The sequence below is a fragment of the Clostridium thermobutyricum genome (assembly GCF_000371465.1).
GTDB classification, from domain to species: Bacteria; Bacillota; Clostridia; order Clostridiales; family Clostridiaceae; genus Clostridium; species Clostridium thermobutyricum.
On sequence record NZ_KB850956.1, the window covers coordinates 2,596,469 to 2,613,109 of the forward strand.

The 16,641-nt window shown below is 27.1% G+C and carries 12 protein-coding genes; all 12 read right to left on the minus strand.

Features of this window, described 5'->3' with window-relative positions:
• Positions 1 to 19 precede the first annotated feature (19 nt).
• The 12 genes from yabN to HMPREF1092_RS12280 all read right to left on the minus strand — a co-directional run bounded on the left by yabN (position 20) and on the right by HMPREF1092_RS12280 (position 16,641).
• Positions 20 to 1,489 (minus strand): bifunctional methyltransferase/pyrophosphohydrolase YabN, encoded by a 1,470-nt coding sequence (gene yabN / locus HMPREF1092_RS12225; RefSeq protein ID WP_002598976.1) that lies wholly within the window; start codon positions 1,487 to 1,489, stop codon positions 20 to 22.
• A gap of 14 nt (positions 1,490 to 1,503) precedes the next feature.
• Positions 1,504 to 3,042 (minus strand): putative polysaccharide biosynthesis protein, encoded by a 1,539-nt coding sequence (locus HMPREF1092_RS12230; protein ID WP_002598977.1) that lies wholly within the window; start codon positions 3,040 to 3,042, stop codon positions 1,504 to 1,506.
• Between the two features lie 80 nt (positions 3,043 to 3,122).
• Positions 3,123 to 3,662, minus strand: a complete 540-nt coding sequence (gene spoVT / locus HMPREF1092_RS12235; protein ID WP_002598978.1) for a stage V sporulation protein T — start codon at positions 3,660 to 3,662, stop codon at positions 3,123 to 3,125.
• Positions 3,663 to 3,977: 315 nt separating this feature from the next.
• Positions 3,978 to 4,991 carry a peptidylprolyl isomerase gene (locus HMPREF1092_RS12240; protein WP_002598979.1) on the minus strand — a complete coding sequence of 338 codons (1,014 nt, stop codon included), beginning with the start codon at positions 4,989 to 4,991 and terminating at the stop codon, positions 3,978 to 3,980.
• Positions 4,992 to 5,080: 89 nt separating this feature from the next.
• Positions 5,081 to 8,593, minus strand: coding sequence for a transcription-repair coupling factor (mfd, locus tag HMPREF1092_RS12245; protein WP_002598980.1), 3,513 nt, complete (start codon positions 8,591 to 8,593; stop codon positions 5,081 to 5,083).
• Positions 8,594 to 8,607: 14 nt separating this feature from the next.
• Complete coding sequence (pth, locus tag HMPREF1092_RS12250) at positions 8,608 to 9,183, minus strand: aminoacyl-tRNA hydrolase (RefSeq protein ID WP_002598981.1); 576 nt, start codon at positions 9,181 to 9,183, stop codon at positions 8,608 to 8,610.
• Positions 9,184 to 9,315: 132 nt separating this feature from the next.
• On the minus strand, positions 9,316 to 10,386 hold the full coding sequence (locus HMPREF1092_RS12255) for a S1C family serine protease (RefSeq protein ID WP_002598982.1): 1,071 nt from the start codon (positions 10,384 to 10,386) through the stop codon (positions 9,316 to 9,318).
• Between the two features lie 16 nt (positions 10,387 to 10,402).
• Entirely contained in the window at positions 10,403 to 11,821 is a 1,419-nt protein-coding gene (locus HMPREF1092_RS12260) for a sensor histidine kinase (RefSeq protein ID WP_002598983.1), read from the minus strand.
• Between the two features lie 2 nt (positions 11,822 to 11,823).
• Positions 11,824 to 12,510 (minus strand): response regulator transcription factor, encoded by a 687-nt coding sequence (locus HMPREF1092_RS12265; RefSeq protein WP_002598984.1) that lies wholly within the window; start codon positions 12,508 to 12,510, stop codon positions 11,824 to 11,826.
• 360 nt (positions 12,511 to 12,870) lie between these two features.
• The gene (locus tag HMPREF1092_RS12270) at positions 12,871 to 13,878 is read right to left on the minus strand and encodes a galactose ABC transporter substrate-binding protein (protein ID WP_002598985.1); all 1,008 of its coding nucleotides are present in this window, start codon (positions 13,876 to 13,878) and stop codon (positions 12,871 to 12,873) included.
• A gap of 22 nt (positions 13,879 to 13,900) precedes the next feature.
• Complete coding sequence (locus HMPREF1092_RS16600; protein ID WP_002598986.1) at positions 13,901 to 14,845, minus strand: substrate-binding domain-containing protein; 945 nt, start codon at positions 14,843 to 14,845, stop codon at positions 13,901 to 13,903.
• Positions 14,842 to 16,641, minus strand: coding sequence for a cache domain-containing sensor histidine kinase (locus tag HMPREF1092_RS12280; RefSeq protein ID WP_002598987.1), 1,800 nt, complete (start codon positions 16,639 to 16,641; stop codon positions 14,842 to 14,844). Before HMPREF1092_RS12280 ends, HMPREF1092_RS16600 begins: the two co-directional genes overlap by 4 nt.

Here is a 16,641-nt window from a genome sequence, read left to right on the forward strand (position 1 = left end):
ACAAATTCTGAAATTCCTTCTATAGAGTGCTATTTTCTAATTTTTTCGCCTCTTCCCAAAGTTCATCCATTTCTTTTAATGTCATTTCATTTAGATTTTTACCTTTTTTTATAGAATTTTCTTCTATATATTTAAATCTTCTTATAAATTTCTTAATTGATAAATTAATAGCTTCTTCTTCATTTACGTTTAAAAATCTACTTACATTAACGCATGCGAAGAATAAATCTCCTATCTCTTCTTTTATTTTATCCTCTTCTCCAGTTTTATATACATCTAAAACTTCGTTTAACTCTTCTTTCACCTTATTAGAAGCCTCTTCTATTTGATTTTCTGTCCAATCAAATCCTACTCTACTAGCTTTCTTTTGAACTTTATGAGCTTTTATTAGTCCTGGAAGTGAATTTGCAATTGCCTCTAACTCTTCAGTTATTGTACTAAATCCTTTTTCAGTTTTCTTTAATTCATCCCAATTTTCTACTACTTCTTCTGCGCCAGAAACTTTCTCACTTTTAAATACATGAGGATGTCTATATATCATTTTTTCACATATTCCATCTATTATGTCTCCAAAATCAAAATAGCAGTCTTCTTTTCCTATTGCAGCATGAAAAATTACGTGTAATAATACATCACCAAGCTCCTCAATTAATGCATTATCATCTTCTTTATCTATTGCATCAGCAACTTCATAGCTTTCCTCAATTATTGCATTTCTAAGACTCTCATGAGTTTGCTCTGCATCCCAAGGACATCCTCCTTCACCTCTTAATACATCTACTATTTGAATTAAATCATAAATATCTTTTTTATTATTTATATCTTTTGGAATATAAATTGAAGTTAGATAATCTATATCTTCTTGCATATCAAGCTCATATAAAGGTATAGTTCTTATTCTTTCTACACCTTTTACACCTGCAGCTCTTACATAAATTATTTCTGTTTCATCTTTATAAGATTCTAATAATTTTAATTTAACTTCTGAAGCTATAAAAGGATTATAAACTTGAGTTATTATTGTTCCAATTCTCTTGTCTAATATCTGATTTTGTATATCAAAAGCATCTATTACCTTTAATCCTTCAATTGGATCTATTTCTAATCTATCCATCATAGCATCTATAAAACTTACAGCTGGAAGTATTTCATATTCTATGTTATTTTCATAACAAAGTCTCATAAGATTAGAAACAGATTTTTCTGCAACTAAAGGATGCCCAGGAACTGCGTATACTATGTCACTCTCAAGTTCTTTTTCTTTTATTATTAAATCTTTTGCAATGTTCATATAAACATCATCAAAACTATCATACTTGTTATAGTATTCATCATATGTTTCGAACTTTATATCCTTTTCCTTTATAAAATCAACAGTTGGGTGAATTTCTGTTCTAAAAAATATATTATCACTGTTTTCTAAAAGCATTAAAGCGCCTACTGTAAGTGCTTCTGGTGCTCCCGGACCTAATCCTATTATCTTAATCATATAATATCTCCTTTTTATTTAAATCTAGGTAATCTATTCATTACTTCGCTTACCTTAAATACTTTCATAAGCATAATTAACGTTATATATATTATAATACCTAAAAATATTGATATTAAGCAAGATATACCATTACTTCCTGTGTATAAAAACATAAATTTATATGACAAGAATACACATACTCCCATTCCTATGGAAGCGTAAACCGGTTTTATTAGGTTATTATGAACTCTTGTTCTAACCTTTAATACAAATTTTAATATTATTATATTCATTATGGCTACTACTATATATGCAACAATGCTTGCTATAACAGCTCCATAAATATTTATTTTAGGATTTGGTACTAAAACTAATGTTAATCCTAATTTTATTACACATCCTATTACTAAAGTTATTACTGGTAAAACATATTTACCTACACCTTGTAATATTGAAGTTGTAGTTTGCGTTAATATTATAAATGGTATAGTTATTCCCATATACCTTAAAATCTCTACCCCTTCAAATCTCCCTTGAAAAACTAATTTCATTATAGGTTCTGCTAATATAAATATTCCTATCATACAAGGTATTGCTACAACACCAGATATTTTAATAGCTAATTCAACTTTATTATTTACTTCTCTCTTCTTATTCAATATATAACTTTCAGCAATAATAGGAACTAAAGATGCACATAAAGCTATTGATAATGTCATTGGAATATTAACTATTACTGCAGCTTTACCTGTTAATTGAGCATAAAGAATTGTTGATTGCTGACTAGTATACCCAGCTTCTAATAATTTTTGTGGTATACATATAGAATCTATTAAACTCATAACTGTACTAACAGTTGCTGCTAATGAAATTGGTGCAGCTATTTTTAAAATTTTATCTAATATTTCTGGGCTTGTTTTTATTTTTTTTATTCCACATTCTTTTTTAACTTTTCTATATTTATAAAAAAGATATGATCCTCCAAGAATTCCACCTGCGGCAGCACCAAATGCTGCTCCTCCAGCAGCAAATTCTATTCCCATTGGTAACAATAACACTGCTAGTCCAACTCCACAAATTACTCTTCCAAATTGCTCTAATACTTGAGACACTGCTGATGGAGTCATGTTTTGTAAGCCTTGAAAAAAGCCTCTAAATATAGTCATTATTGATAATACTAATGGTGCAAATGATATTCCAATTAGAGAATAATAAGCTTTAGAATCCCATTTTAATAAGTGTATAATTGGCTTAGCAAATACAAATAATATAACACTTGTTACTGTTCCTAATAATAACATTAGATGTGTTGAAGATTTAACAACTTTAAAACTTCCTTCTATATCTCCAACGGCATTATTTTCAGATACTATTTTAGAAATAGCCACTGGGACTCCTGATGCAATAGCAACAAAAAACATTAAAAGTGGATAAGACATTTGATAAAAACCAATCCCTTCATCACCAATTAACATTATAAGAGGCCATCTGAAAAATAGACCAAGAAATTTCGCTATTATTCCAGCTACCCCTAAAACTAAACTTCCTTTTATCAAGGATTGCTTTCTCATAAAATACCTCCAAACTTTTCTTTTCTATTATTAGTATTTAAAGTTTAGAGGTATTATTACTATTTTTTAATTATGTACTATTATTCCATTTGTTTTCCTAAGAATGATGCAGCTGCTTCAGCAACTTTTAATTCAACTTCACCAAATTTGCTATCAGTTTTTGACATTATGATTACTGCTCCTATAGCATCTCCTTCAGCTATAATAGGTGCAATAACTTCTTCTTTTATTTCATTAGCAATTTCATCATTATGTAAAGGAATTACTTTATCTCCTGTTAAGTGAACAACTTTTCTTCCTTCCATAATTTCTTCTAAATCAGGACTTATTTTTCTATCAATATATTCTTTTTTAGAAGCTCCTGAAGATGATATAAATGCATCTTTATCAGCAATTATAACAATATTTCCTACTGTTTGTTGAAGGCTTTCAGCATACTCCTTAGAGAAGTCTGTTAACTCTCCAATTGGAGAATATTTTTTTAATATAACTCCACCTTCTCTATCAGTAAATATTTCTAAAGGGTCTCCTTCTCTGATTCTTAATGTTCTTCTTATTTCTTTTGGTATAACAACTCTACCTAAATCATCGATTCTTCTTACAATTCCTGTTGCTTTCATAATTTATATAAACCTCCTTAAAGTTTTAAAAACTAAAACTTATTTTCTTTATTTCCCTATTATTATTTGACTAGACAGAAATTTTATACCCATACAACCATTATTTATATTTTATTTTTACAAATTTATTTAATTTTTTGCATATTTAGTATATACAAATTAAACTCCTTGCATATATCCCCTTTTTAAGGAATATAATTAAATATTATCTATTCAACAAAATTTTATAAAAAAGAAACTACCGAAGTTACTTTATTCGGTAGTTTTTTCATTTAAAAAGGAAGATAGCTATTTAACTATCTTCCTAAATTTAAATTATTTATTTAATTTATCTGTATAAATTTTTACATTTAAATCTTTTTTCCAATTTTCTAAGTCTGTACTTAATTTAGTTTGTTGTTGTTGTTGAGTTAATTGTTCAATGATTTGTTTTTGAACATCTTTGAATGGTTGGAATGCTAATTTAACATTTTCAACTTTAATTATGTGCCATCCATATTGACTTTGAACTGGTTGTGAAATTTCACCGTTCTTAGTTAATGTTCTTAATGCTTGCATAAATGGTTGAACTAATTGAGTTGAATCATAATTTACGAATCCTAAGCTTCCACCTTTATCTTTTGAACCTGGATCTTGACTGTATTGTTTAGCAAGTTCTGCGAAGTTCTTACCATTGTCTTTTTTAAGATCTGCTTCTATTTTTTCTGCTTCTTCTTTAGTTTTAACTAATATATGAGAAACATCAGCTCCTGAATCTTTAGTTGTAAATTCCATTTTATTTTTATTATAGTAATCTTGAGCTTGTTGATCAGTTACTTTTATATCTTTATAAACATAGTTTTCTAATGTATTATTTATTATTATTTGATCTTTAATTTGTTTTTGGAACTCTTCTTGAGTTAAACCTGCTTGTTTAAGCGCATTTTGGTAACCTTCTTGACCACCATACATTTGTTCCATAAATTTTATTCTTTCATCTATTTGTTTTTGAAGATCAGCATCACTTGGAACAGTCTTTAATTTAACTGCTTCTTGAAGTACTATCGCTTGGTCTACCATACCATTTAATTGCTCTGTTTCAGCCTCTATATATTGTTGTTTAACTGATGCATTATCCATAAAGTTATCGCCGTATTGCTTTTTAACTTGTGCAAGCAATGGTGCCATAGATTTATCAAGATCACCTCTTGTTATTTTTTGATCTCCAACTTTAGCTAACACTTCGTTTTGAATTGCTTCTGGAGTTTTTTGTATCATTTTACAACCAACAATAGATAAACTTACTAAAGCAACTATTCCGATTGCAACTAAACTTTTAACTTTACCCACGTTTCTACCTCACTTTACTTAAAATTTTCATTGTTCACATGTTCTTCTTAGTATATCAATATTATTACATTAATTCAATTCAAGAAACTTTACATATTTATTACTTTTATAATATTATCAAACATTTCTTTAAAGAATGCCAATGTATCTTCTTTTTTTATACTGCTTTGCTTAAAATAAAATTCTGGACTTTGACCAAATTTAAGAACAAATTTATCTTTATATTTCTCAGATATAGCTTTAAATACTTCTATATAATCTTTATCATTTTCTACAAACTTAAATATTATTCCTTTAGGTGTTTCCTTTATTTCTTCAACTCCTAAAAGTTTAGCTTTACTTTTAATATAAGCTATATCCATAAGATTATAAACACTATCAGGTATTTCTGAATATCTATCTTCTAATTCATCTTTTATTTCCATATAGTCATCTATACTTTCAATAGCTGCAATTTTCTTATAAACTTCAATTTTAAGATTTTCATCTTCTATATATCCACTTGGAATAAATGCATCAACCTTAATATCTACTGTTGTTTCAACTGGTTCTTTTGATATTTCACCTTTTATAAGTTTAATAGTATCTTCTAACATTCTACAGTAAAGATCATATCCTATAGTTGCCATATGCCCATGTTGAGAAGATCCCATCATATTCCCTGCTCCTCTTATTTCTAAGTCTCTCATAGCTATCTTAAAACCAGAACCAAGTTCAGTAAAATCTTTAAGTGCCTTTAATCTTTTTTCAGCAACTTCTGTTAATACTTTATCTTTTGTGTATAAAAGATATGCATAAGCTATCTTATTAGTTCTTCCAACTCTTCCTCTTAATTGATATAACTGTGAAAGTCCCATTTTATCAGCATCCCAAACTATTATAGTATTAACATTAGGCATATCAATACCAGTTTCTATAATAGTCGTACATACAAGAACATCAAATTGATTATCCACAAAATTCATCATTTCAGTTTCTAATTGTCTTTCTGTCATTCTTCCATGAGCAAAAGTTACTCTTGCTTCTGGAACAAGATCTTTAATATAGGCTGCCATCTTTTCTATATTTTCAACTCTGTTATATACAAAAAATACTTGACCACCTCTATTCATTTCTCTTATTATTGCATCTCTTACAAGTTGGTCATTCTGTTCTATAACATAAGTTTGAATTGGATATCTTTCCTCCGGAGGTGTTTCTATTACAGAAATATCTCTTGCCCCAGTTAAAGACATATGAAGTGTTCTTGGTATTGGTGTAGCACTAAGCGTTAATACATCTATATTTTTCTTTAAAGATTTTATTTTTTCTTTTTGCTTAACTCCAAATCTTTGCTCTTCATCTATAATAAGTAGTCCTAAATCTTTAAATTGAATATCCTTTGCAACTAATTTGTGAGTTCCTATAAGAATATCTACATTACCCTCTTTAGCTGCTTGAATAGTTGCTTTTTGTTGTTTAGCTGTTCTAAATCTACTTATCATATCTATTTTAACTGGGAAGTCCGAAAATCTTTTTTTAAGATTTTTATAATGTTGTTCTGCAAGTATAGTAGTTGGAACTAAAAATGCTACTTGTTTATTATCCATTATAGCTTTAAATGCTGCCCTAACTGCAACCTCTGTTTTTCCATATCCAACATCTCCGCAAAGAAGTCTATCCATTACTTTGCTAGATTCCATATCTTCTTTTATCTCTGCTAATGATGTAAGTTGATCTGGAGTTTCTTCATGTGGAAATTCATCTTCAAATTGTTTTTGCCATTCTGTATCTTTACTATATTTATATCCTTTAACAGTTGATCTTTCTGCATAAAGTTTAACTAAATCTTGTGCAATTTCATTTATTGATTTTCTTGCTTTAAGTTTAGCCTTTTGCCATTCAGCTCCTCCAAGCTTATTTACTTTTGGAACTTTACCTTCTCCACCAATATATTTTTGAACTAAATCTAATTGATCAACTGGAATATAAAGTTTATCTCCTTTTTGATAAACTATATCAAGATAATCTCTCTTTATTCCGCCAACATCTATTTGTTTAATTCCTTTATAAACTCCAACTCCGTGATTTACGTGAACTACATAATCTCCTATTTTAAGCTCTGTAAAAGACGTTATTTTTGCTACACCTTTTTTGTTTTTAGGTTTCTTTTTAGGTTTTCTTTTTGCTTCACCAAAAACTTCTTTATCAGAAATAACACAAATTTTTTGTTCTGGATATTCAAATCCTTTTAAAAGATTACCAAATGTTATTACAACTTCTCCAAATTGTATATTATCTACTTCATCTTTATAAACACTTTCTATCTCTCTATCTCTTAAAACATCAACTAATCTTTCTCCTCTAGTTCTAGTTCCTGAAAGTATTAATGTCTTATATCCTAATTCTTTTTTAGCTTTAATTTCTTCTATAAGGATTTCTAACTGTCCTTGATAATTATGAAGTGTTATTTGCTTTAAATTAACTAATGAATGTGGTTTTAAATATTCTCTTGTTTTAGCGAAAATATCCATTGTAATTATTTCACTAGTTTCTAACTTTTCTATTACCTTTTCTTCATCCATTAAAAGCTTTGCTTGTGAAGGAAGTATATTTCCTTTTTCTAAGAACATAGTAAAGTTTTCTCTAAACTCTATATAAGTAGAATTTAATTTTCCAATACTTCTTTCAGTATCATCTAAAATAAATCTATAATTTTTTAAATAATCAAAAAAAGATTCCATTTTATCATAGAAAAATGGAAGATATGAATCCATAGTTTCAAAGCCTAGTAAATTTTCTAGACCTTCTATATTTCTATTTATAGTTGATGAAAGTTTTGATTTTAAATCTATATCACTTATTTTATTTACAGATTCAACTAATTCTTTTCTTATTTTTTCACTACTTTCTTTAACTATGTTATTATCTATAATAATCTCTTTTGCAGGAAATATTTCTAGCTTTTTAACTTTATCTATACTTCTTTGAGATTCAACATTAAATCTTCTTATCGAATCAATTTCATCTCCAAAAAGCTCAATTCTATATGGATATTCTTCATCAATTGGGAATACATCTAGTATTCCTCCTCTTAAGGCAAATTCTCCTTTACCTTCTACCATCTCTACTCTTTCATATCCACTTTCAACTAAAATTCTTGATATTTCTTTAAAATCTACCTCTTTTTCAACTTTTAACTTGATTATATGATTTTTATAATATTCTCTTGGTGTATAATTTGAAGCAAATGCTTCTATAGATGTTACTATTATTTTTTTCTTAGTATTAAGAATTTCTTTTATAACTTTAAGTCTAGCCCATCTTAAATCCCCTGAAATAGCATCTATATTATAAAAAACAACCTCTCTTACTGGAAAATAATAAACATCTAAGCTATAAAAGCTTAAATCTTCATATATATTTTTAGCTTCCATATCACTATGTGCAATGACAACTAAAGGCCTATCATCTTCTTCATAAATGCTATTTATAAAATAACTTCTCCCTGAATCTGATAAACCATATATAGCTAATGGAAATTTATTGTTTTGTATATTTGACTTTATTTCACTAAATTCTGTGCTAGTTATTAAAGGTTCCATTAAACCCCTTAATCTCATTGCATACATCACCTCTATACTATTTCTTTTGGTTTAAATCCATTAAACTTATTCATAGCAGTTTTTGTATCTTCTTTAATTACAGTCTCTGCTGCCTTTGCTACTGCTTCTAAACTATCATCTAAAATTTCTCTCTCTATTTTAGAAAAATTTCCTAAAACATGTTTAACTAAATCATCTTTAGGTTGTCCTACCCCTATTTTAATTCTTGAAAATTGATCTGTACCTAAATGACTTATGATACTTTTTATACCATTATGCCCACCAGCACTTCCTTTTTCTCTTATTCTAAGTTTTCCTACGTCTAAGCTTATATCATCATAAATAACTAAAATATCTTCATTTGTTAATTTATAAAAATCTATAACCTCTCTAACACACTCCCCACTTAGATTCATAAATGTAGTAGGTTTTATTATTAAAGTTTTTTCTCCACCTATAAAACCTTCTCCATATTCACCTTTAAATTTTTTCCTATTTATACTAATATTATACACTTCTGCAATTTTATCAATAGCATCGAAGCCTATATTATGTCTAGTACTATCGTATTTTTCTCCTATATTTCCTAGTCCTATTATTAAAAACATATGCTATCTCCTTGTAATTTATTTACTTAGTATTTCACTTATTTATCACTAATTATACTATAATTCAAATCACTCTATAATATTATACTAAATTTTAACAATAATAAAGAGACTTTAAAAAAAGCCTCTTTATTAAATGGTTATATTAACTTCTTTAGATTTTCCATCTCTTAGAATATCAAGTTTTATATTTTCACCTTTTTTCAATCCTTTTACAGATGTATAAAAATCTTCTAAACTATCCATATCTTTTCCATCAACTGATTTTATTATGTCAGTTGCTTTTAATCCAGCCTTTTGTGCGGGACTCCCTTCACCTATATTTGAAATATAGAATCCAGTTTTATTATCTAACTCTGCTCCTTCAACTCCAAGAACATTAGATTGATTTAATATATCCTGAACACTCTTAACAACTGCATCATTTCCAATTGCAAAATATAATCCATCTAAATTATATTTCTTAGTTAAGTACTCACTATTAAATCCTATCATTTGCCCTTTTGAATTACAAAGTACTCCTCCATAATTTTGTGAATCCATTATTGCATTAGTTTGAATTATACTATATCTTTCTCCATCTATTTTTATAGAGTAATTTGTTGAAGTTATTACTCCTGGAGTTATCATTCCAATATAATTATCTCCTGTTGCATTTCCCATAGATTCAACAACATCACCAGTTTTATAACTTAACTGATTTGAATATGATATTGGAGTTAAATTTTTTCCGTTAATTTTAAGAACTGCTATTCCAGTGTCTTTATCATATCCTAATAAAACTGCTTTTTCAGCTTTAACCCCTTTAGCAGGTAACTTAACATAAATATCTTTCATATCTTTTATAAAGTCATAACTTGTTATAATTAATCCTTCTTTACTTATTACTACTCCTGTAGTGTTATTAGGATTTACTTCTATTGTACTAAGATCTTTTTCTGAAGATCCTATTGTAACTAATGAAGGACTAACTTGTTTTATAATATTCGCTGTTATATTATTACTTTCAGAAGAATTTACTGCATTATTAATTAAATTACTTACTTTATTATTTACATATTCAGTTGTTACTACTCCAGTAATTATAGCTGTTACAATTATTATTATAAAAATATATAAGTTATTTCTGGTAAACAAAGGTGTTTTATTTTTTATATTTATTTTCCCTTGTCGTTTTTCCGTTTTTTTAGTATTAATACTCATCCTTACCACCAAACATTTATACTTTTTTTAATGTAAATTTAAATACAACTCCTTGGTCTTTACAGTTTTCCACCCAAATATCTTCTCCATGTTCTGATAATATAAGTCTTACTATAGGTAAACCTAATCCAGTACTTACCTTATTAGTTCTAGATATATCAGATTTGTAGAATCTATCCCAAATTTTCACTGTTTGCTCTTTAGTAAGTGTTGGTCCGTCATTATATATACTAATATAAACTTTATCACCTTTTGATTTAGTATTTATCTTTATATTACCATTTTCATAACCATATTTTAATGCATTATCAATTAAATTTGTTATAACTTGTATCAATCTATCGTTATCTGCATATACATACTGATGGGCCATTTCTAATGTTACATCAACATTAAAGCCATTCTCTTTTATTATTCCTTCAAACTTAGCTAGACATTGTCTAATCATATTACTTATATCTATTTCTTGAAGATTTAATTTTAATTTTCCTGTTTCCATAGTAGATATATCAAGTAAATCATTTATAAGTCTAGATAATCTTTCTGTTTCATCATAAACTATTTTTAAATAGTATCCTTCTTTATCTCTAGGAATTACACCATCTAATATACCTGATATAAATCCTTTTATTGATGTTATAGGAGATCTTAATTCATGAGAAACATTTGATATAAAGGCTTTCCTATTTTCATCTACAGTTTTTAACGACTCTGCCATTACATTGAAAGAATCTGCAAGTTCACCTATTTCATCATTTGATGTAACTGATATTTCCTCATTAACTTCACCTCTAGCAATTCTTCTAGCTGCTGTTTTTATTTTATCAATAGGCTCAATTAACCTTTTCTTTGCATAAAAATAAACAATTATTGCTCCAATAATTATAGCAATAAACGCAGTAAGCCAAATTACTTCGTTTGCTTTTATTAAAGATGAATTTATACTGCTCAAAGGAGCTATCATTACAATTATTCCACTAAAAGAAGCTCCTTTAAATATAGGCGTCATATACACATATTCATTTCCATCGTTACCTTTTATATTATTATATACAATGGATTTTCCTTGTTTTAAAATATTCATTTCCTTTTCAGGTATATTTAAATTAGAAAACTTATAATCTTCATGACTTACACTCGAAACAGCATAGGTATAACCTATCTGGTCAGCTATCAAAATATCCGCATTTACTGACTTACTAACAAAATCCATTACATTTTTTAAAGTAGATAGATTTGAGCTACTATCTAAAGTCAAATATGTTATTGCTGCATTTTCTATAATTGTGCTTTGGCTATTAAACTCTTCTTTCTTTTGATTAAAATAATAACTCTTAAACCAAATAGATAGAGTACCTGCTACTAGTATTGCTGTAGCTGCTAAAATCAAAGTAAATGTTATGATAAGCTTATATACTAAGCTAGTTTTTTTCATAATTATTTCACCTCGAATTTATAACCAACCCCCCAAACAGTTTCTATTTGCCAAGTGTCTCCTGAATGAAGTTTTTCTCTTAATCTTTTTACGTGAACGTCTACTGTTCTTGAATCACCTGGATAATCATATCCCCATACTTCGCATAATAATTGTTCTCTTGTGAAAACTCTGTTTTTATTACATGCTAAATAATAAAGTAATTCAAATTCCTTAGGTGGCATTTTTATTTCACTATTTTTGTATATAACTCTATATGAATTTGCATCTATAGTTAAATCATTATATTGAATAACTTCTTTATTAGTATTATCTGCTGTATATCTTCTCATTACAGCTTTAACTCTTGCTAATAATTCCTTTGGTTCGAAAGGTTTAACTATGTAATCATCTGCGCCTAACTCTAAAGCTAAAACTTTATCAAAAGTATCACCTTTAGCAGTTAACATTATTACAGGTGTAGTTCCTTCTTTTCTAATCCATTTTAAAACATCTATTCCATCTATGCTTGGGATCATAACATCTAATAATACAATGTCTGGTTTATACTCTAAGAATATTTCCTCAGCTTCTTTACCATTATTTGCAACCTTAGTATCATATCCTGCACTCTTAACATACATATTTATAACCTCGCAGATATTTTCATCATCATCTACGATTAGAACTTTTCCTAAAACACCGTCCATATTTTGGCACCTCCATATTTTACTTTTATTCTATAAACATTAAATTTAAATTGTAAATTTACAATTATAAATTTATCCAATTATAAATTTATCACTTTTTACTTCTTATTAATATAGTCTTATCTAATAAGTTACAAATTATTAACCTATATTGAAATTTTTTTCTTTTAAATTTTATACTTTTATAAGATAAAAAATGATTTAAGACTATTGACAAAGTGTCAATAGTCTTAAATTAATTTATATTAACTTAGTCTTTTTTTAATATAAAATGTAAAATTTATAATAAATAATTTATGATCTTATTTTAAATAGTTATTTTTAAACTTCTTAAAAAAATTTTCTCCTTTATTTTAATTTTTAATCATTAACTACTTTTTTATGAGTAATTCTCAAAATATTTTTATCTATATTTACTTCTTTACCTATAGAAAGCTCATATGCTATTTCTAAAATATTAATTCCTTGCTCTTTTGCATCACTTATGACAGTACCTGTTAAATTCCCATTCTTTATAGCTTTCAATCCTTCTTCAGTTCCATCTACCCCTATAATTACTGGTTTATAATTTTTTTTATTTTTTTTATTAAATGTTTCTATTTCTGTAATTGCTCCAAGCGCCATTTCATCATTATTACTAAAAATAACTTCTATTTTTTCTTCATACTTGCCTAACCATTCCTTCATAATTACTTGAGCATTAGTTTGTCTCCACGCTCCTGTTTCACTATCCACCTTCTCTAATCCTATCCCTTCATTGTATAAAGTTTTTATACAATATTCAGTTCTTAAGGTTGTATCTTGATGCCCTTGCTCTCCCTCTAAAATTGCATATTGAATTTTTCCATCCCTATTCTTATCTACACTACTTTTATTATTTTTATATTTATCTATTACCATTTCCCCTTGCATTTCTCCAGCTTCTTTAGCTTGAGTTCCTACATAATACACTTTATCCCATCTCTTCATATCATCTTCTACAATTTCTCTATTAAAAAATATTAAAGGTATATTAGCCTTTTTACACTTATCTATAATAGTTGCACTTACTGTTCTATCTACTATATTTACACAAAGAACATCGTATTTTTGCTTTATCAGATTTTCTACTTGATTGCTTTGTTCAAACATATTTGCTTTTGCATCTAATAAATCGACTACTATCCTTATTCCATCTTCTTCTTCAATTTCCTTAGCTTTTTCTTTAATAGCTTTTGATATAGATGATACAAAAATATCTTCTTGATTATATAAAGTAACCCCTATCCGTATCTCTTTTTCTTCTCTTTTTACACTACTACATCCTACTAAAATAACCATATTAATCAATATTAAATTTATTAACACCTTCCCCTTACTTCTCTTCACAACATTTCCTCCAAAGAATACATTAATTCACAAATGGGAATAAAATCTTTTGATTATAGTCATAATACATATTCTCACAATTTATCATTCTTGAATCTATTATTACATCTTCAAAAGTATTTTTTTTAATTAAATCTACAGCTGCTTTTACCCCTAAATACCCCATATTAAATTCACTTTGCACAGAAAACCCATTTATAATACCCTTTTCTAAGGCAGATATTATATAATCATTTGTTCCTACACCATAAACTTCTATTTTACTTTCTTTAAATAACCCTTCTTTAATTTTTGCAATATCTTCTAATAATTCCATATCAAAAGTAACTATTATATCACTTTTATTTTCTTTAAAAATTCTTTCAATTTCTTCTTTTCTTTTTACCTGTAAAAACTGAACCATATTATTAGTTAACTTAATTGACTCTATAAACCCTTCTTTTCTTTTCTGTATATAATCTACATCATCTTCTATTAGCACTAAGATATTCTTTTTAAAATGTCCTCTACTCATTATTTCATCAGCTAGCTTATAACCTATTTTATAATTGTCATAAGGTATATTAATTACTTTTGAATCCTCTACCTTCGTTTCTAAAACTACAATTGGTGTTTTCTTCTTACTTTTATCAATTTCATCTTTTATATAATTATATTCAATAGGTTGAATCAATATTGCATCAACCTCTTTATTTAATTCTTCTCTCAATACTTTTATTTGTTCTTCCTTATTTTCTTTTCCCTCTAAATTAATAAAATTTATATTTACACCCATTTCTTTTTTTGCTCCATCAATACCACTTTTCAATCTAGAAAAACTATTTATTTTTCCACCTTTTGTAATTACAGAAATATAAAAAACTTCGTCTTTTTCCTTTAATAAAATTGCTTCATTTATAAAAATTATTAAAGATATTACAGCAAGAGAAAATGTAAAAACCAAAATACGCTTCTTTCTTTTTTTCATTTCTTAAAATCCCTCTCATCTACATTATTTATATCTATGCAAGGCATATGAATTCTTACTGTTGTTCCTTCATCTAATTCACTATATACTTCTAATCCATATTCTTTACCAAAATATATTCTAATTCTTTCATGAACATTTTTAAGTCCAATTCCTGATCCCTTTCCTTTTTCCTTAGAATAATTAGTTAAAAGTGATTCTCGTACTTCATCTAACATTCCCATTCCATTATCTATAACATCTATATAAATACTATTATCCTTTTTATAGGCTTTTATAAGAATTTCTCCATCTCCATCCATGTCTTCCATTCCATGAAAAATTGCATTTTCAATAAGAGGTTGTACTATAAGTTTTATAGATGCACAATCTTCTACTTCCTTTTCTATTTCAAAGGAGTAGCTAAACTTGTTTTTATATCTTATTTTTTGGATAGTTAAGTAATTTTTAGCATGCTCTAATTCATTTTTTACAGTTATTATATTTTTTCCTTTACTTAAGCTTATCCTAAAAAATTTTGCTAAAGCCCCAACCATAATTATGCTATCATTATAGTTTTCTTTTTCAATCATCCATATAATCGAATCTAAAGTATTATATAAAAAATGAGGATTTATCTGCGCCTGTAATGCATTAAGCTCATTTTTCCTCTTAGCTTCTTGCTCTATAACTACATTCTCCATTAATAAATTCATTTGCATAGCCATAGATTTTATAGCTTTTCCTAAATGCTTTACTTCTGAACTTCCACTAATCTCTATATCTATATCCTTAATATCATTCTCTAATCTTTTTACAGATCTTTCTAATTTCATTATAGGATAAGCTATTTTTTGAGATACAAAAACATTTACAATTGCTAATAAGAATAATGTTAAACACATTATAAATATAAAGAATATTTTTATTTCTTTTTGGTCCGATATAATATCCTTCATAGGTGTTACATTAACAATTTTCCAACCTGTATATCCAACAGTTTTTACTGTTGTCATCCTCTCTTCATTTAAAAACACTTCTCTATGAACTCCATCCTCATAATTAGCTGCTTGTATATTATTTTCTTTTTCTATATCTGAATAAATTAATTGTTGCCTTGGATGATATATTATTTCTCCATCCCTACTTATTAAGTAAGTATAACTATTTTTACTAGTTTCATTTTTACTAAATATACTTTCAATGCCTAAAAAGTTCATATCAACTAAAAGCACACCTTGAGTAGAATGTCCACCTCTAGTTATCTCTACAGATCTACTTAAAGAAACTACCCAATTATACTTATTTTGATTATATTCATATAAGTTCTGTATATGTGGTATTGAAAAATGCAAATTTTCTTTTTTATTTATAGCATCCTTAAACCACTTACTTTCTCTAGCTTTAACATCCTTTTTAAGTTCCCTTAAAGGATAAGATTCAATTCCCTTTCCTTCCTCAGAAAATAAACAAATACTAACTAAAGATTCTTTATTTTCCTCATATAATAAACTCATTTCTAAATCTATATTTTCTTTTTCTAAATCTTTCTTTTTTATTCCTCTATAATATACAGTATCTGATACTTTCATCATCTTTCTTAAATAATTATCTAAATTTAAGTTAATCTGTTCTAAGATTTCAACATTATTTTCTGATACCTTTTCCTCTAACTCTTTTGTATATTTAAAATAAAGTATAGTTCCTATAAGTATCATTCCTACTATAGCCACTAAAGTAAATGCAATTGAAATTATTTGTCCAATATTTAATTTTCTATATATTCGCCTTATTCTATCTATTGAAAACTTTTTCAT